Genomic DNA, 19,308 nt, shown 5'->3' on the forward strand with positions numbered 1-19,308 from the left:
TCGAGATGATGGCTGCACGCCCAACCCCCCAAGCGACGATCCGCCGCACCCTCGGACGGGGTGCGGTGCTGGTGGCCCTGCTGCTGCCGCCCTGGCTGGCCCATGCCGACGATGCGGTCGATCTCGGCCAGCAGGTGCCCGATGCCCAGACGATCAGCGAAGGCCTGTTCCCCGAGGACGCCTGCGAGGAGCTGAAGAAGTCCGGCTTCAAGTGCATGGGCTTCAAGCCGGCGGTACGCTTCTCGCTGCCCACGGCCACGTTCAAGATCGGCTCGGCCGAACTGCCCGACCTGCTGCGCCAGCAGCTCGACCGCTTTGCCGAGGTGCTGCGCGGCAAGAAGGGCAGCGGCCGCGTGGTGCGCATCGAAGGCCACGCCGATGCCAGCGGCTCGGACGAGGGCAATTTGCTGCTCTCGCAAAAGCGCGCCGAGGCCGTGCGCGACTACCTGGTGAAGCTGGGTGCCGACCCGGCCATGCTGCAGGCCATGGGCCTGGGCTCGAAGGCGCCCAAGGTGGGCAACGACCCCTTCGCGGCCGAGAACCGGCGCGTCGAGATCGCGCGGCAGAACACGCCCTGAGCGCGGCCTGAGCACGGCCGACCGCGGCTGACAACCCCCACGCTCATCGGCCGGCCGCCACCGCTGCGGCGCACCGGTTTCGCTAGCATGGGCTGCGCCCGGCGGCGGCCTTCCAGTCGCGTCGCCGACGGGTCCGACCCACCGTTCTTCGCGCTGGAGCACCCCGGATGTCCGTTGCCGTTGCGGCAGCCCCTCGACCTGGCCGAGGCAGCGAGCGGGCTGGCCTTGCGCGCCGGCCGGTACCGTCACCGGCGCGGGCGCGCGCGACCTGTGCCGCTGCGCTGTGCTGCATGGCGGGCGTGCTGCAGGCGCAGACGCCCGGCGTCGTGCCCACGCCCGAGCAGCTGACGCCGCGGCCCGCGTTGCGCACCGAGGGCGAACGCCTGCCCGACCGGCCGCAGCCGCCGCGCGAGCTCGAGAAGCCGCAGCAGGACATCGCCATCGACGTGCGCGGCTACACGCTGCCGCCCGACGCGCCGGCCGCACTGCAGGCCGCGCTGGCCGCACTGACCGCCCCCTATGTCGGCCCGCGCCGCAGCTACGACGATCTGGTCAATGCGGCGGCGGACATCACGCGCTTCCTGCAGCGCGATCTGGGCTACTACCTGGGCTATGCCTACCTGCCCGAGCAGACGCCCCGCGACGGGTTGATCCGCATCGAGGTGCTCGAGGGCCGGCTCGACCGGGTCGAGCTCGACTGGCCGGCCAGCCTGCCGGTGCGCCGCGAGGTGGTGAACGCCTACCTGGCGCGGCTGAAGCCGGGCGAGATCCTGCGTGTCGACGAGGTCGAGCGCGTGGTCTTCCTTCTCAATGACCTGCGCGGCATCACCGTGCGCTTCGATGTGCTGGCCGGCCGCACGCCGGGCACGGCCATGCTCAAGGTCAGCGGCCAGGGCGAGAAGCCCTGGTCGGGCAAGGTGGACATCGACGCCAACGGCTCGCGCTTCCTGGGCCTGTACCGCGTGGGTGCGCTGCTGGCCGGCAACAGCCTGGCCGGACGCGGCGACTCGCTGACGCTGAACGCGCTGAGCTCCGACACGGGCGGCCTGCAGTTCGCGCTGGTGGGCTACAGCCTGCCGGTGGGCAGCGATGGCTGGAAGCTCGGCGGCTCGCTGTCGATGGTGAAGTATCGGCTCGATCCGGTGCAGTTTCCGCTGGGTGTCAACGGTGACGCGCTGAGCGCCTCGCTGACCGCGTTGTACCCCTGGCGGCGCTCGCGCAACCTGAACGTGTTCCTGGTCGGCACGCTCGACGGCAAGCAGCATGCCGACCGGCAGGACGTGGCGCGCTCCGAGCAGCAGCGCCATATCGACAGCCTGACGCTGGGCCTGACCGGCGACGTGCGCGACAACCTGGGCGGCGGCGGGGTCAGCACTTTCGAGGCCAATGTGTCGCACGGCGAGGTGCGCTACCGCGGCGGCGCCGTGGCCGGGCTGGACGACGCGCCGCGCTACAGCAAGCTGGTGGCCGCCGGCAACCGGCTGCAGAACCTGATCGACGGCCGGCTGCTGCTGTTTGCCGCGGCGCGCGGCCAGTGGGCCTGGCAGAACCTGGACAGCAGCGAGCAGTTCCGCATGGCCGGTCCCGACGGCGTGCGCGCCTTCGCGCCGGGCGAGGGCACGGGCGACACCGGCGCGGTGGCCAGCATCGAGCTGCGCCTGCTGCCGCCCGAGGCCTGGCTGGGCCGCTGGGCGCGCGAACTGGTGGGCAGCGTGTTCTACGACCACGGCACGCTGCGCCTGCGCCACAACCCCACCACCCAGGCCGCGCGCGACGCCAACCGCCAGACGCTGGCCGGCGCCGGCGTGGCGCTGTCGTGGGAGCGTCCGCGCAGTTTCGCGGCACGGCTGAGCGTGGCCGTGCCCACCACCGGCCAGCCCCGGTCCGACACCGCCTCACGCAATCCGAGGGTGTATGCGCAGCTGTCGTGGTTCCCCTGAGCTGCGTGCGCGGCCTGGCCGTGGCCACCCCCGCCACGGCCGCTGGGCGCTGCACCGGCTGAGCCTGGCCGCCTGGCTGGCGGGGGCCATGGCCGCGTCGCCATCGGGTTGGGCCCTGCCGCAGGGCGCGGTGCCCACGGCAGGCAGCGTGAGCGTGCGTGCCGATGGCAGCAAGCAGCTGGCGATCACGCAGACCAGCGCACGTGCGGCGATCGACTGGACCAGCTTCTCGATCGCCGCCGGCGAGCGCGTGCGCATCGTGCAGCCCGATGCGGCGGCGGTGCTGTTCAACCGCGTCACCGGGGCCGATCCGTCGCTCATCCTGGGGCAGCTGCAGGCCGACGGGCGGGTGTTCCTGTCCAACCCGCGCGGCGTGATCTTCGGCGTCGGCTCGCGCGTCGATGTCGGCAGCCTGGTGGCCACCACGCTGAACATCGACCCGGTGCCACTGACCAACGGCCGCTGGCAGCTCTCGGGCGGTCAGGCCGGCACCGGCGAGCTGCGCGCCGACGGCGAGATCACCGCGCCCGGCGGCACGGTGGCGCTGGTGGGCCCGCGCGTCAGCATCGGCGGCAACGTGCTCGCCGGCCGCCTGGGCGCGGCCGCGGTGGGTGCGGTGCAGGTCGACGTGGAAGGCGATGGCCTGATCTTCTTCAACGCCCGCAGCGAAGACCTGGCCACCCGGCTCGACCTGTCGGGCTCGGCGCGGGCGCTGGCGGGCCCGGCCGACCTGCGCGCCGAGGCGCGTGCGGGCTGGGCCGACACGGTGCTGAACCTGTCCGGTACGGTGCGGGCCAGCGGCCTGGCACTGCGTGACGGCCAGGTGGTGATCGACGGCGGACGGTCCGGCATCACGCGGGTGAGCGGCGAGGTGCGCGCCAGCGCCGATGCTGCCGGCACGCAGGGGGGGAACATCACCGTGCTGGGCGATCAACTGCAGCTGACCGCCAGCGCGCGGCTGGACGCCAGCGGCCAGGCCGGTGGCGGCAGCGTGCGCGTGGGCGGGGATGCGCAGGGCGCCCATGCCGCGGCCCTGCCGCATGCGCGCAGCGTGGTGGTGGAGGCCGGTGCCCAGCTGTCGGCCGATGCCGTGGCGCGTGGCGATGGGGGCCGTGTGGTCCTGTGGTCGGGCGAGCGCACGCAGTTTGCCGGCGCCATCAGCACACGCGGCGGTGCCGAAGGGGGCAACGGCGGGCTGGTGGAGGTGTCGTCGCGCGGCGTGCTGCGCTTCGAGGGCAGTGCCGACCGTCGCGCGCCGCAGGGCCAGGCTGGCGTGCTGCTGCTCGATCCCACCGAGTTGACCGTGCAGGTCGGCGGCAGCGGTGACAACGTGCTGAGCGTGACCACGCTGCTGAGCCAGCTGGCCGCCGGCCCGGTGACGCTGGAGGCGCTGGATCGCATCACCGTGGCCGCCGCGGTCAGCAGCCCCACCGGCACCACGGCGGGCGGCCTGACGCTGAGCGTGCTGGGCAACGACGCCACCGACACCATCACCATCAACCAGGGCATCAGCCTGCAGGGCGCGGGCCGTGCGCTGACGCTGGCCGCGCGCAACATCACCATCGCCGATGTCGACATGGCTGCCAGCGGCCTGGTGCTGGGCGGGGCCACCACCTGGACGAACGCCGCGGCGCGCAGCGTCAGCCTGCCGATCAGCGGCACCGGCAGCCTCACCAAGGCCGGCGCCGGCACGCTGACGCTCAGCGGCGCCAACACCTACAGCGGCGGTACGACGGTGAGCGCGGGCACGCTGGTGGCTGGCGCCGCGTCGGTGGCGGCCACGCAGGACACGCCGGCCAGCGGCGCGTTCGGCACCGGCGCGGTCACGGTGTCGAGTGGCGCCAGCGTCGACCTCGCCGGCCTCGCAGTCCACAACGCCTGGTCGCTGAACGGCACCGGCGTGGACGGCCTGGGCGCGTTGCGCAGCAGCAGCGGTACCACCGGCCGCAGCAGCGGGGCCATCACGCTGGCCGGCAACGCCACACTGGGCGTGGCCGACGGCGCGGCGCTGAGCCTGAGTGGCGTGATCGCCAACGCTGACACCACGGCGCGGGCGCTCACCAAGGCCGGCGCCGGCACGCTGACGCTCAGCGGCGCCAACACCTACAGCGGCGGCACGACGGTGAGCGCGGGCACGCTGGTGGCTGGCGCCGCGTCGGTGGCGGCCACGCAGGACACGCCGGCCAGCGGCGCGTTCGGCACCGGCGCGGTCACGGTGTCGAGTGGCGCCAGCGTCGACCTCGCCGGCCTCGCAGTCCACAACGCCTGGTCGCTGAGCGGCACCGGCGTGGACAGCCTGGGCGCGCTGCGCAGCAGCAGCGGTACCACCGGACGCAGCAGCGGGGCCATCACGCTGGCCGGCAACGCCACACTGGGCGTGGCCGACGGCGCGGCGCTGAGCCTGAGTGGCGTGATCGCCAACGCCGACACCACGGCGCAGGCGCTCACCAAGGCCGGCGCCGGCACGCTGACGCTCAGCGGCGCCAACACCTACAGCGGCGGCACGACGGTGAGCGCGGGCACGCTGGTGGCTGGCGCCGCGTCGGTGGCGGCCACGCAGGACACGCCGGGCAGCGGCGCGTTCGGCACCGGCGCGGTCACGGTGACGAGTGGGGCCAGTGTCGATCTGGCCGGCCTCGCAGTCCACAACGCCTGGTCGCTGAACGGCACCGGCGTGGACAGCCTGGGCGCGTTGCGCAGCAGCAGCGGAACCACCGGCCGCAGCAACGGGGCCATCACGCTGGCCGGCAACGCCACACTGGGCGTGGCCGACGGCGCGGCGCTGAGCCTGAGTGGCGTGATCGCCAACGCCGACACCACGGCGCGGGCGCTGACCAAGGCCGGCGCCGGCACGCTGACGCTCAGCGGCGCCAACACCTACAGCGGCGGCACGACGGTGAGCGCGGGCACGCTGGTGGCCGGCGCGGCGTCGGTGGCGGCCACGCAGGACACGTCGGCCAGCGGCGCGTTCGGCACCGGCGCGGTCACGGTGTCGAGTGGCGCCAGTGTCGATCTGGCCGGCCTCGCAGTCCACAACGCCTGGTCGCTGAACGGCACCGGCGTGGACAGCCTGGGCGCACTGCGCAGCAGCAGCGGTACCACCGGCCGCAGCAGCGGGGCCATCACGCTGGCCGGCAACGCCACGCTGGGCGTGGCCGACGGGGCGGCGCTGAGCCTGAGCGGCGTGATCGCCGACGCCGACGCCACGGCGCGGGCGCTCACCAAAGCCGGCACCGGCACGCTGACGCTCAGCGGCGCCAACACCTACAGCGGCGGCACGACGGTGAGCGCGGGCACGCTGGTGGCCGGCAGCGCTTCGGTGGCGGCCACGCAGGACACGCCGGCCAGCGGCGCGTTCGGCACCGGCGCGGTCACGGTGACGAGTGGGGCCAGCGTTGATATCGCCGGCCTTGCGGTCCACAACGCCTGGTTGCTGAGCGGCACCGGCGTGGACAGCCTGGGCGCGCTGCGCAGCAGCAGCGGCACGGCCGGCCGCAGCAGCGGGGCCATCACGCTGGCTGGCAACGCCACGCTGGGCGTGGCCGACGGCGCGGCGCTGGTGCTGTCAGGGGCCATCGGCGAGGCCGATGGCACGCCGCGCAGCCTGGACAAGGTGGGCAGCGGCACGCTGACGCTCGGCGGCGCCAGCAGCTACCGCGGCGGCACCACGGTGAGTGCCGGCATGCTGGTGGTCGGCACTTCCGACGCCGCGGGCCAGGGCGCGCTGGGCCGTGGCACCGTCACGGTGGCCGAGGGCGCCAGCGTCGATCTCGCCGGCTTCACCGTCGACAACGACTGGACGCTCACCGGCCGGGGCGTGGGTGGCCTGGGTGCGCTGCGCAGCAGCAGCGGCACGGCCGGGCGCAGCAGCGGCGCAATGACCCTGGCTGGCGATGCCACCGTGGGCGTGGACGCGGGCGCGGCGCTGACCCTCGGCGGGGCGATCACCGAGGCCGATGCCACGCCGCGTGCGCTGGCCAAGGCCGGCGCCGGCACGCTGACGCTGGGGGGGCTCAGCCGCTTTGGCGGCGGCACCACCGTGAGCGCCGGCACGCTGGTGGCGGGGCGGTCGAGTGCCGCGAGCCAGGGCGCCTTCGGCAGCGGCGCGGTCAGCGTGGCCGATGGCGCCAGCGTCGACCTGGCGGGCTTCAGCGTCCACAACGGCTGGTCGCTGGCCGGTCTGGGCGTGGGCGGTGCGGGTGCGCTGTTCAACAGCAGCGCGGCCGCGGCCAGCAGCCAGGGTGCGGTGGTGCTGACGGCCGCGGCCGGCATCGGCGTGGGCAACGCCGCGTCGGTGCTGACGCTCAGCGGCGGCGTCAGCGGCGCTGGCTCGTTGAGCAAGCTGGGCGCCGGCACCTTGCGGCTGGCCAGTGCCGCGGCGCCTGGCGCCGGCACGGCGGTCGTGCAGGGCCTGTTGGAGATCGCCGATGGCGGCGGCCTGGCCGGCGCGATCGACATCGCCAGCGGCAGTCTGCTGAAGGTGAGCCGTAGCCAGGACCTGACCTTGTCCGGCCCCATCACCGGCGGCGGTGTGCTGGCCCAGGCCGGCGCAGGCGTGTTGACACTGGCCGGCGATGCCACGCACACCGGCGGCACCACGGTCGAGGCGGGTCGCCAGCTGCAGGTGGGCGATGGCGGGCAGGCTGGCTCGCTGGCGGGCGCGGTCATCAACCAGGGCCTGCTGCGCTTCAAGCGATCGGACACGCTGGTGTATGGCGGTGTGGTCAGCGGTGGCGGCCAGCTCGAGCAGGCCGGCAGCGGCACCCTGGTGCTCACGGCCAACCAGGGCCACAGCGGCGGCACGCGGGTGAGTGCCGGCACGCTGCAGCTGGGCGACGGCGGCGCGCAGGGCCTGGTCGGCGATGTCGACGTGGCCACGGGGGCGCAGCTGGTGTTCCGCCGCGCCGGCAACCTGATCTTCGACGGCCTGATCAGCGGCGGTGGCGGTGTCACGCAGGCAGGCCGTACCGACGCAGGAACCAGCGACACGCTGAGCTTCAGCCGCGACCACCTCTACACCGGCACCACCACCATCGCCGCCGGCAAGACCCTGCGGCTGGGCGTGGGCCTGGCTGCCGGCAGCGTGAGGGGCGACATCGACAACCAGGGCACGCTCACCGTGCTGCACAGCGACACGCTGACTCTGCGCGGCGACCTCGGGGGCGCCGGGCTGTTGCAGCTGCAGGCCGGTGATCTGCAGCTCACCGGCGCGCGCACCGCCACCGGGGCCACCACGGTGGCCTCGGGCAGCCGGCTGATCGTGGACCTCGGCGCGGCCTCGCGCTGGACCGGCGACCTGGGCGGCGCCGGCCAGGTGGAGAAGGCCGGCAACGGCACGCTCACCGTGCTGGGCCGCTGGACGCCGGGCGGCGGCACCACGGTGAGCCAGGGCACGCTGCAGGTGGGCGAGGGCGGTGATGCCGGCAGCCTGGGCGGCGGCGCCATCGATCTGGCCCACAACACGCAGCTGGTGTTCCAGCGCAGCGGCACGGTCAGCCTGGACAGCGTCGTGAGCGGCCGTGGCAGCCTGGTGCAGTCGGGCAGCGGCAGCCTGACGCTCGGCGGTGCCAGCAGCTACAGCGGCGGCACCACGGTGCGCGCGGGCACCCTGGTGGCCGGCGCGGCCAGCACCGGCGCCGGCGGCGCCGTCACCAGCGGGCCCTTCGGCACCGGCCAAGTCAGCGTCGAGGGCGGTGCCCTGGTCGACCTGGCCGGCCGGCAGGTCGACAACGACTGGCGCCTGGACGGCGCGTCGCGCCTGGGCAGCAGCAGCCCTGGCAGCGTGGCGGCCAGCGCCGGTGCGCTGCAACTCGCCGGCAACGGCACGCTGGCGGTCAGCGGCACGCAGCTGAACCTGAGCGGCGCCATCGGCGGCACCGGCGCCCTGACCGTGCAAGGACCGGGCACGCTGGTGCTGTCGGGGGCCAACACGGCCAGCGGGGGCACCACGGTGACCAGCGGCACGCTGCAGCTCGAGGGCGGCAGCAACCGGGCGGGCACCGGGGCCTTGCAGGTCGACGCCGGCGCCGTGCTCGACCTGCGCGGCGGCGCGCAGCTGAGCGTGCCGCTGACCCTGGGCGGCACCTTGCGCGTGGCAGCGGGCGAGTTGGCGGCTGCCGCCAGTGGCACGGTGACGCTCAGCGCCGACGCCACGCTGCAGGTCGACGGCGAGGCGCTGTCGCTGTCGGGCCGCCTCGATGACGCTGGCGGCGCCGCCCATCGCCTGACCAAGCGCGGCACGGGGGTGCTCAGCCTGTCGGGGGTGAACGGCAGCGCAGGCGATCTGGTGGTGCAGGCCGGCACGCTAAAGGCCGAGCTGGGCCGCGCCCTCAGCGACACCGGCACGCTGCAGCTGGCGGCCGGCAGCACGCTGCAGCTGCTGGCCAGCGAGACCGTGGGCGGGCTGGCCGGCGCGGGCTCGGTGCAGCTGGGCGGCTTCACGCTCAGTGCCGGGGCCGGCGGTGGCGACCAGCTCTTCGCCGGTGTGCTGCAGGGCGCTGGTGGGTTGCGCAAGCAGGGCGGCGGCACGCTGACGCTCAGCGGTGCCAACACCCACGAGGCCGGCACCCAGGTGCTGGCCGGCACGCTGCGTCTGCAGGGCGGTACCAACCGCGCCGGCAGCGGCGCGCTGCAGGTGGCCAGCGGCGCCACGCTGGACCTGCGCGACGGCGCCAGCCTGAGCGTGCCGCTGCGCCTGGCCGGCACGCTGGCCAGCAGCAATGCCGGCAATGCGCTGGCGGCCACGCTGTCGGGGGCGGTCACGCTGACGGGTGATGCCACGCTGCAGGTGGGCGGCGCCGGGCTGGCGATCGGCGGTGCCATCGCCGATGCGGGCGGCGCACGCGCGCTGACCAAGACCGGCAGCGGCACGTTGACGCTGTCGGGCGTGAACAGCAGTGCCGGCACGTTGACGGTGAACGCCGGCACCGTGGTGGCGCGCAACGGCCAGGCGCTCAGCGACAGCGGCCTGCTGCAGCTGGCCGCCGGCGCCACGCTGCAACTGCAGGCCGACGAGACCGTGGGCGGACTGGCCGGGGCTGGCGCCGTGGTGCTGGACGGCGCCACGCTGGCGGCCGGTGGCAACGGCGCCAGCGGCCTGTTCGACGGCGTGCTCAGCGGCCGCGGCGGGCTGACCAAGCAGGGCGGCGGCACGCTGACGCTCAACGGCGCCAACACCTACGCCGGCGCCACGCAGGTGCAGGCCGGCACGCTGGTGCTGGGCGCCAGCGGCACCGCGGGCACGCTGAGCGCCGTGACGGTGGCGGCTGGCGCGCAGCTGCACCTGCAGTCCAGCCAGCGCATCGGTGCCCTGGCCGGTGCCGGTGCCGTGCGGCTCGACGGCGCGGTGCTCAGCACCGGCGGCGATGGCAGCAGCGGCCAGTTCGACGGGGTCATCAGCGGCAGCGGCGGTGTCACCCAGGCCGGCAGCGGCACGTTGACGCTCAACGGCGCCAATAGCTACACCGGCGGCACCACGGTCAGCGGTGGCCTGCTGCAGGCCGGCAGGGCCAGCCAGGGCAGTGCCGGCGCGCTGACCCAAGGCCCGTTCGGCACCGGCACGGTCAGCGTGGGCAGCGCCGCCCAGGTCGATCTGGCGGGCTGGCGGGTCGACAATGCCTGGTCGTTGAGCGGCGCGGGCGTGCTGGCCAGCAGCACGGGCAGCGCGGCCAGCGCCGGCGCACTGCAGCTGGCGGGTGCCGGCACGCTGGCGGTGGCCGGCGCGCAGTTGAGCCTGGGCGGCGCCATCACCGGCCCGGGCGCGCTCACCGTGCAAGGCCCCGGCACGCTGGTGCTGTCGGGCGCCAACACGGCCCGTGGGGACACCACGGTGGCCAGCGGCACGCTGCAGCTGCTGGGCGGTGCCGACCGCGCCGGCAGTGGCGCGCTGCAGGTGGCCAGCGGCGCCACGCTGGACCTGCGCGACGGCGCCAGCCTGAGCGTGCCGCTGCGCCTGGCCGGCACGCTGGCCAGCAGCAATGCCGGCAATGCGCTGGCGGCCACGCTGTCGGGGGCGGTCACGCTGGCGGGTGATGCCACGCTGCAGGTGGGCGGCGCCGGGCTGGCGATCAGCGGTGCCATTGCCGATGCGGGCGGTGCACGCGCGCTGACCAAGACCGGCAGTGGCACGTTGACGCTGTCGGGCGTGAACAGCAGCGCCGGCACGTTGACGGTGAACGCCGGCACCGTGGTGGCCCGCAACGGCCAGGCGCTCAGCGACAGCGGTCTGCTGCAGCTGGCCGCCGGCGCCACGCTGCAGCTGCAGGCCGACGAGACCGTGGGCGCACTGGCCGGGGCTGGTGCCGTGGTGCTGGACGGCGCCACGCTGGCGGCCGGAGGCAATGGCGCGAGCAGCCTGTTCGACGGCGTGCTCAGCGGCCGTGGCGGGCTGACCAAGCAGGGCGCCGGCACGCTGACGCTCAACGGCGCCAACACCTACGCCGGCGCCACGCAGGTGCAGGCCGGCACGCTGGTGCTGGGCGCCAGCGGCACCGCGGGCACGCTGAGTGCCGTGACGGTGGCGGCCGGCGCGCAGCTCGCGCTGCAGTCGGCCCAGGTGCTGGGCTCGCTGGCCGGTGCGGGCGATGTGGCGCTGGGCGCGCAGGCCCTGAGCACCGGCGCCGACGGCCTCAGCACGCGCTTCGACGGCACGCTGTCGGGCAGCGGCAGCCTCACCAAGCAGGGCGCCGGCAGCTTCACCCTCGCGGGCCGCAACACCCACAGCGGTGGGACCACGGTGCTGGCCGGGCAGGTGGTGGCGGGCCGCGGCAGCGAGGGCCCCGCCAGTGCATTGCTGGCCGGGCCGCTGGGCACCGGGGCGGTCACGGTGGCGGCTGGCGCGGCGGTCGACCTGGCCGGATGGCAGGTGGACAACGCCTTCACACTGAACGGCGGCACGGCCCTGGTCAACAGCCTGGGCCGTGCGGCCATGGCCGGTGCGCTGACGCTGGCGGCCGACACCACGCTGGGCGTGAGCGGCGCGCAACTGAGCCTGGGCGGCGCCATCACCGGCCCGGGCGCGCTCACCGTGCAAGGCCCTGGCACGCTGGTGCTGTCGGGCGCCAACACGGCCCGTGGGGGCACCACGGTGGCCAGCGGCACGCTGCAGCTGCTGGGTGGTGCCGACCGCGCCGGCAGCGGCGCGCTGCAGGTGGCCAGCGGCGGCACACTGGACCTGCGCGACGGCGCCAGCCTGAGCGTGCCGCTGCGCCTGGCCGGCACGCTGGCCAGCAGCAATGCCGGCAATGCGCTGGCGGCCACGCTGTCGGGGGCGGTCACGCTGACGGGTGATGCCACGCTGCAGGTGGGCGGCGCCGGGCTGGCGATCAGCGGTGCCATCGCCGATGCGGGCGGTGCACGCGCGCTGACCAAGACCGGCAGCGGCACGCTGACGCTGTCGGGCGTGAACAGCAGCGCCGGCACGCTGACGGTGAACGCCGGCACCGTGGTGGCGCGCAACGGCCAGGCGCTCAGTGACAGCGGCCTGCTGCAGCTGGCCGCCGGCGCCACGCTGCAGCTGCAGGCCGACGAGACCGTGGGCGCGCTGGCCGGGGGCGGCGCCGTGGTGCTGGACGGCGCCACGCTGGCGGCCGGAGGCAATGGCGCGAGCAGCCTGTTCGACGGCGTGCTCAGCGGCCGTGGCGGGCTGACCAAGCAGGGCGCGGGCACGCTGACGCTCAACGGCGCCAACACCTACACCGGCGCCACGCAGGTGCAGGCCGGCACGCTGGTGCTGGGCGCCAGCGGCACCGCGGGCACGCTGAGTGCCGTGACGGTGGCGGCCGGCGCGCAGCTCACGCTGCAGTCGGCCCAGGTGCTGGGCTCGCTGGCCGGTGCGGGCGATGTGGCGCTGGGCGCGCAGGCCCTGAGCACCGGCGCCGACGGCCTCAGCACGCGTTTCGACGGCACGCTGTCGGGCAGCGGCAGCCTCACCAAGCACGGCGCCGGCAGCTTCACGCTGGGCGGCCGCGATGCCCGCACCGGGGCCACGCAGGTGGCCGGCGGCACGTTGGTGCTGGCCGCCAGCGACGCCGCCTCGGCGTTGAGCACCTACCGCGTCGATGACGTGGCCACGCTGCAGCTGCAGGCCGATGCCACGCTCGGCGCGCTGGCCGGTGCGGGCACGGTCGATCTGGCGCCCGGTCAGCTGCGGCTGGCGCCGGCGGCCGGCACCAGCACGCTGTTCAGCGGCACGCTGCAGGGCAGCGGAGGCCTGGTGCTGCAGGGCGCCGGCACGCTGACGCTGTCCGGCGCCAACCGCCACACCGGCCGCACGCAGCTGCTGGGCGGCACGCTGGCGATCGCGGGCGATGCCCAGCTGGGCGCCGCACCCGCGGTGCTGGTGGCCGACCAGCTGCTGCTGGATGGCGGCACGCTGCGCATCACCGGCAGCGGCACGCTGGCGGCCACGCGTGGCGTCACGCTGCAGGGCGCCGGGGGCACGCTGCAGCTGCCGGCCGGCGTGACGGTGGCGCTGGACGCCCCGCTGGCCGATGGCCGCAGCGCCGGCGCCCTGACGCTGGCCGGCGGCGGCACGCTGGCGTTCACCAGCGCCCTGGACCACACGCACAGCGGCGGCACCCTGGTGCAGGGCAGCCAGCTGAGCCTGGCACGCGATGGCCAGCTGGGCGCCGCCGGCGCCGCGCTGACGCTGGATGGCGGCACGCTGCAGCTGCGCGACAGCCTGCGCCTGGACAGCATCCGCCCGTTGCGCCTGGGCGCCGGCGGCGGCACGCTGGACCTGGCCGCAGGCCTGTCACTGCAGTTCGGTGGCCAGATCAGCGACGCTGCGGGGGCGCAGGACGGCCGCCTCACGCTGCAGGGCGGCGGCAGCTTCCGCTTCGACGGTGTGGCGGCCAGCACCTACACCGGTGCCACCGCGCTGCTGGGCAGCACGCTGGCGCTGCAGCGCGACGACCAGCTGGGCCTGGCGCCCGCCACCGCGCGCGATGCGCACCTGCGGCTCGACGGCGGCCGCCTGGTGCTCGAGGCCGGCACGCTGGTGCTCGATGCCCGGCGCGGCCTGGCGCTGGGCGCGGCGGGCGGCACGTTGCAGGTGGCCGACGGCGCCACGCTGTCGCTGGCCGCCACGGTGGCCGACGCCACCACCGGCGTGGCCGGCACGCTCACCAAGGCCGGCGCGGGCACGCTGCAGCTGGGCGGTGAGGCCCCCAACCGCCACAGCGGCGGCACCGTGGTACTGGCCGGTGTGCTGGCCATCGACCGGGACGAGGCCCTGGGCGCCAGCGCTGGCGCGCTGCAGCTCGACGGCGGCACGCTGCGGGCGCTGGGCAGCTTCCGGCTGGACGCGGCGCGCGCGCTGCAGCTGGGCGTGGGCGGCGGCCGCATCGACGTGGCCGACGGCGCCACGCTGGCCCTGCCCGGCGCGGTCAGCGAGCAGGCCGGGGCCGCCACGCTCACCAAGCTGGGCGGCGGCACGCTGGCCTTCGACGGCGCCGCCGACGCCGCGCGGCTGGGCGCCACCCAGGTGCTGGCCGGCACGCTGGCGATCACGCGCGACGGCCAGCTGGGCCGCGCGCCCGCCGCACCGGTGGCCGACCAGCTGCTGCTGGACGGCGGCACGCTGCGGCTGGACGCCGATCTCACGCTCGCCGCCAGCCGGGGCGTGGCCCTGGGCGCCGGCGGCGGCACCGTGGCGGTGGCGGCCGGGGTTGCGGCGCGCGTCGACGGCGCTGTCAGCGATGCCGGTGCCGCACCCGCCGCGCTGCGCAAGACCGGTACGGGCCGCCTGACGCTGGCCGGCGACAACCGCCAGAGTGGCGGCACCGAGCTGCGCGAAGGCACGCTGGCCACCGCCGGTGCCGAGCGCCTGCCCGATGCCGGCGCACTGCAGCTGGCCGTGGGCACCCGCTTCGAACTGGGCGGCGCCGAGACCATCGGCGCGCTGGCCGATCTGAGCGGCGTGGGCGCCGGTTTCCCGGCACGCCTGGTGCTCGACCGCCATGTGCTCACGGTGCGCCAGGCCAGCGACACGCGCTTCAGCGGCCAGGTCGACACCGGCAGCGGCCAGCTGGTCAAGGAAGGCAGCGGCACGCTGTCGCTGGCCGGCCAGGGCAGCGGCAACGGGCTGTTCCAGGTGAACTCGGGCCTGCTGGTCAGCGCCTCGGCCGACCTGCTGACGCCCGACACCCTGGTGCAGGTGGCCGAGCGTGCCACGCTGCGCCTGGACACCGCGGCCACGGTGCAGTCGCTCACGCTGGCTGGCGAACTGAGCGGCAGCGGCCTGCTCACCGTGACCCAGGGCACGCTGCTCGACGGCGGTACGCTGCGCGCGCCGGTGAGCACGGCCACGCTGACCAGCCGCCAGGCGGTTCAGGTGCAGGCCGCGCTGCAGGTGTCGGGCACGGCCACGCTGGAAGGCGGCACGCTGACGCTGGGCGAGGGCGGGCTGCTGCAGGCGGCGCGGGTGCAGCTGGTCCGCGGCGCGGCGCTGCTGACCACCGCCGCCGGCCAGCTGGGCGCGGGTGCGGCGCTGTCGCTGAGCGGCGGCAGCATGCTGCAGCTGGCCGGGGCCGAGACGGCCGCCTCGCTGTCGCTGGCCGAGGGCAGCCGGGCCGCCGGCAGCGGTCGCCTGGGGCTGGCTGGCGCGGTGAGCCTGGCCGACAGCGGCTTGGCCCTGCCGGTGCAGGCGGCTCAGTTCAGCAGCAGCGGCAGCAGCACGGTCAGCGCCGCGCTGAGCCTGTCGCAGAGCGCCGCACTGCGCGACGGCAGCCTGACGCTGGCCGAGGGTGGCCGCATCGACAGCCCGGTGATGCAGCTGCAGTCGGGCGTGCTGCGCAGCACCGATGCGCAGGCCCTGGGCAGCGGCGCCAGCGCGCTGCGCGTCGATGCGCCGGCCACGCTGCAGCTGGGCGCGCCGGCCACGGTGGCCACGCTCAGCCTGGCCGGCACGGTGCAGCCGGCCGCGCCGGCCAGCGCCGCGACGGCGCTGCTGTCGGCCACCCAGTCGGTCACGCTGGACGGCGGCCAGCTGGCCGCACCGCTGCTGACGCGCAGCCTGGAGGTCACGGGCGCCAGCAGCGTGGCCGCCACCGTGCAGGCCACCGAATCGGCCAGCGTGGCCGGCACGCTGACGCTGGACGCCGGTGGCGCGCTGGTCACGCCACGCCTGGCCTTGCGCAGCGGCGGCCTGCTCACCCGCGCCGAGGCGCAGCTGGGCGGCGCCCCGGTGCTGAGCATGGACGCCGGCACCGTGCTGCAGCTGGCCGGCAGCGAGACGCTGGGCGCACTGATCGACGGCGGCGGCGCGGCCGGCTTGCCGGCGGCGCGCGTGCTGCTGGGCGCCGGCACGCTGGGCGTGGGCGGCGCGGTGGCCGATGCGGCCACGGTGCAGCGCTTCTCGGGCGTGTTCAGCGGTGCCGGCTCGCTGGCCAAGCAGGGGGCCGGCACCTGGGTGCTCAACGCCGACCAGGCCCATGGCGACACGCGCATCGAGGCCGGCACGCTGCAGCTGGGCACCGGCGGTGCCAGCGGCACTGCGGGGCGCGGCGGCATCGTCAACGACGGCCTGCTGCGCGTGCAGCGCAGCGACACGCTGGCACTCGACAACGCCATCACCGGCCGCGGCTCGCTCGAGCAGGCCGGCAGCGGCACGCTGGTGCTGGGGGCCGCGGGCAATGCCTACACCGGCGCCACCCGGGTGCTGGCCGGCACGCTGGCCACCGCCGGCGCCGAGCGCCTGCCCGATGCCAGTGCGGTGCAGGTGGCCGCCGAGGCGCGCCTGCAGCTGCGCGGCAGCGAGACGCTGGCTGCACTGTCGGCCGATGGCGCGGTGTCGCTCGGCGGCGCGCTGAGCGCCAGCAGCGGTGGCCTGCGCTTCGGCGGCCCGGTCAGCGTGGACACCACGGTGCCGGTCACGCTGTCGGCGCCTGACCAGGCCATCGAGGCGCTGAACGATGGCAACCGCTGGGGGGCGCAGCCGCTGAGCGTGCGGGCCGGCCAGCTGCGCCTGTCGGCCGGGCGCGAGGCCGATGGCCGCTGGCGCGATCTGGTGCTCGGCGAGGTGGTGCTCAGTGGCCGCGTGGCCGGTGCGGCGGGCACGCTGCCGGTCGACCGCCAGGCCAGTGCCGGTGTCACTGCGCAGGCCGACGGCAGCGACGGCAGCCTGCTGGTGGCCAACCGCATCCAGCTGGGCACCAGCGCGGCGGCCACCGGCGATGCGCGGCTGGACGGCCTGCTGCAGGTGGACGGCGGGGCGCTGACGCTGCGTGCGATGGCGACGCCGGACTACAGCGCGCTGCCGCTGCTCGATTCAGGCCGCCAGGCGGTCGACCCGCAGCAGGGCCGGCTGCTGCAGGTGGCCGATGACGTGATCACCCAGGGCGCGGCCAGCCGCATCGACACCGTGGCCGGTGCCGGCCTGGTGCTGCAGGCGGCGGCCGGCGGATCGATCGCGCTGGGCAATGCCGACAACCGCTTTGCCGGCACGCTGCAGGCACTCAGCGGCAGCAGCTGGAACAGCGCCTGGCAGCCCGTGGCGTTGGCCGGCGAGCGCGCCGTGGGGCAAAGCCGCATCACGCTGGCCGGGCGCGAGCTGGTGGTGGGCGGCCAGGGCCTGGAGGCCGATCTGGTGCGCGTGTCGGCCGGCCGCCTGGCCACGGTGGACGACAGCCGCATCGCGGCGCGGCTCTGGTACAACGACAGTGGCTTCGGCATCCAGAACTCGGCCCCCGGCCTGGTGCTGGAGCTGCTGCCCCAGGCGTTCTCGTCGGCCACGGCCTTCGGCTCGGCCGATGCGCCGATCGCGGCCAACGTGGGCGGCAAGAGCCTGGGCGAGCGCGGCGATGGGCTGGCCGCCGGCTATGTGCAGCTGCTGCCGCGCAAGGCGGCCTCGGGCGGCACGGTGGTGTTCCTGGCCGGTCCGTCGGCCACGCAGGCCGGCGAGGCCGGCTACCGCTTCTTCAACGATGCGGCGGGCGACCAGGCCCAGGTGCCGCTGTTCTACAACGGCGTGCTGCCGGCCACGCCCCAGTTGAGCGGCTCGCTCTCGGCCGTGGCCTCGGTGTCCGAGAACGCGCGGCGCGAGCGGTTCGAGGAAACGGTGCGCACCGAGAACGTGGCCATCCGCCTGCGCGCCGGCGTGATCGCCGAGGTGGGGCCGGGCCGACCGGCCACCGGTGGTGCCGAGGGCCTGCGCGCTCCGCAGGCCTGCGCGGCCGAGGCGGGCCGGCTGGACTGCGCCGCGCCGGGAGCCGCGGCCACGCCAGCCCGCACCGCCGCGCCGGGAGCCGCACGGTGAGCGCACCGCAGCCCGGCGATCCGGCGGACCGGCCGCCGCACCCGCGCCGCCGCAGCCTGTTCGGCTGGCTGGGCCTGGGGGCGCGTGCGGTGCTGGGCGGCGCGCTGGCGGGCCGGTGGTCGGCGCTGCCGGCCCAGACCCGCGACGACCCCGCCGGCAACCCGTCGGCCGCAGCGGCGGCGGAGGCCGCGTCCGGCGCCGTGCCGATGCCGCCGGTCGATCCCGGCCGGCTGGCCCTGGTGATCGGCAACCGCCGCTACCCGGGCGACTTCGAGCTGCCGTCGATCCACAAGAACGCCCGTGACGTGGAGCAGGCGCTGCGCTGGCGCGGCTTCGGCGTGAGCCTGGTGCTCGATGCCGAACCCGGCGCGGCGCGCAGCGCGGTGGATGCCTTCGTGGCCCGCGCGGCGGCCGCGCCGGAGGACGCCACGGTGCTGTTCTACTTCAGCGGCCACGGCCTGCAGCTCAATGCCGAGAACCTGCTGCTGGCCGCCGGCGTGCCGCCCAAGGCGCCGCCGGCCAGCCTGCAGTCGGGCAGCCTGGTGCTCAACCGCGACGTGGTGGCGCGCCTGCCGCGCCGCCGCCAGGGCCTGACCATCGCTATCGTGGACGCTTGCCGCAGCGAGGTGGGCACCGGCCGCAACAGCGACGCGATGAACCAGGAAGAGCCGCCGCTCGGCTGCCTGATCGCCTTTTCCACCGGCGCCGGGCAGTACGCGCTGGCGCCCACCGACGAGAACATCAACACCTTCTACACCCGCGAACTGGTGCGCCTGCTGCGCAGCGAGCCCGACGAGCTGCCGCTGCCGCTGCTGTTCGAGGCGGTCAAGCGCGAGACCGAGCGCGCCATGCGCGCCAGGCTGACCGCACCGCACCTTGCCCGCTTCGTGCAGCGGCCCTTCGTGGCCAAGAACGTGCCCGACGAGAACGCCTTCCCGCTGGCGCCGCGCAGCGCTCGCAGCGGGCCGCCGAAGCCGCCGCCACCCACCCGCGCCGAGGAAGACGCCGACTGGGCGGCGCTGCAGGCCGCGCTGTGGCCGCCCGACGTGCTGCGCCTGGCCGGGCAGTTCCTGCAGCGCCATCCCGAGGCCGAGCGCAGCCGCCGCCTGGGCGCCGAGGTGGCGCAGGACGGCGCGCGCCAGGCCGCCGAACTGCTGCGCCGGCCCGATCTGCTGCTCAACCGTGGCGCGTTCGCGGCCGACGCATCGCGTGGCGAGGCCTATGCCACCGATGTGCGCAAGGCCGGTCGCGGCGACAAGGATGCCGCCGCCCGCGTGGGCCGGCAATGGGCCACGGCCGAGCGCCTGGGCCCGGCCCGCTCGCGCTACGAGGGCTGGATGCAGCTGGCCGCCGAACTGGGCAACGGCATCGCCAGCTACGAGCTGGCACGCCACTTCCGCCGGCAAGACCAGCCGCAGGCTGCTGCGCGCTGGGAGGCGCGTGCCATCGAGCTGGGCTACACGCCGCCGCCCACGCTGGACCACTACCGCAAGTAGGCGCTGGCGCTGAAACTGCGCTGGCAGTGGCCGGCCCC

The 19,308-nt window shown here is 75.8% G+C and carries 4 protein-coding genes; all 4 read left to right on the plus strand.

The genetic code is table 11. The annotated features are described in order from the left end of the window. Positions 1-8: 8 nt before the first annotated feature. Positions 9-578 carry an OmpA family protein gene (locus tag AACH10_RS09720; protein ID WP_341410190.1) on the plus strand — a complete coding sequence of 190 codons (570 nt, stop codon included), beginning with the start codon at positions 9-11 and terminating at the stop codon, positions 576-578. A 290-nt stretch (positions 579-868) separates the two neighbouring features. Then, a complete protein-coding gene (locus tag AACH10_RS09725) occupies positions 869-2,518 on the plus strand; it encodes a ShlB/FhaC/HecB family hemolysin secretion/activation protein (protein WP_341410191.1) in 1,650 nt (549 codons plus the stop codon). Next, complete coding sequence (locus tag AACH10_RS09730; RefSeq protein ID WP_341410192.1) at positions 2,493-17,774, plus strand: autotransporter-associated beta strand repeat-containing protein; 15,282 nt, start codon at positions 2,493-2,495, stop codon at positions 17,772-17,774. Before AACH10_RS09725 ends, AACH10_RS09730 begins: the two co-directional genes overlap by 26 nt. Then, complete coding sequence (locus tag AACH10_RS09735; protein ID WP_341410193.1) at positions 17,771-19,270, plus strand: caspase family protein; 1,500 nt, start codon at positions 17,771-17,773, stop codon at positions 19,268-19,270. The genes AACH10_RS09730 and AACH10_RS09735 overlap by 4 nt, the downstream gene beginning before the upstream one ends. The last annotated feature ends 38 nt before the right edge of the window (positions 19,271-19,308 follow it).

The sequence above is a fragment of the Pseudaquabacterium inlustre genome, assembly GCF_038066595.1.
Lineage (GTDB): Bacteria > Pseudomonadota > Gammaproteobacteria > Burkholderiales > Burkholderiaceae_C > Pseudaquabacterium > Pseudaquabacterium inlustre.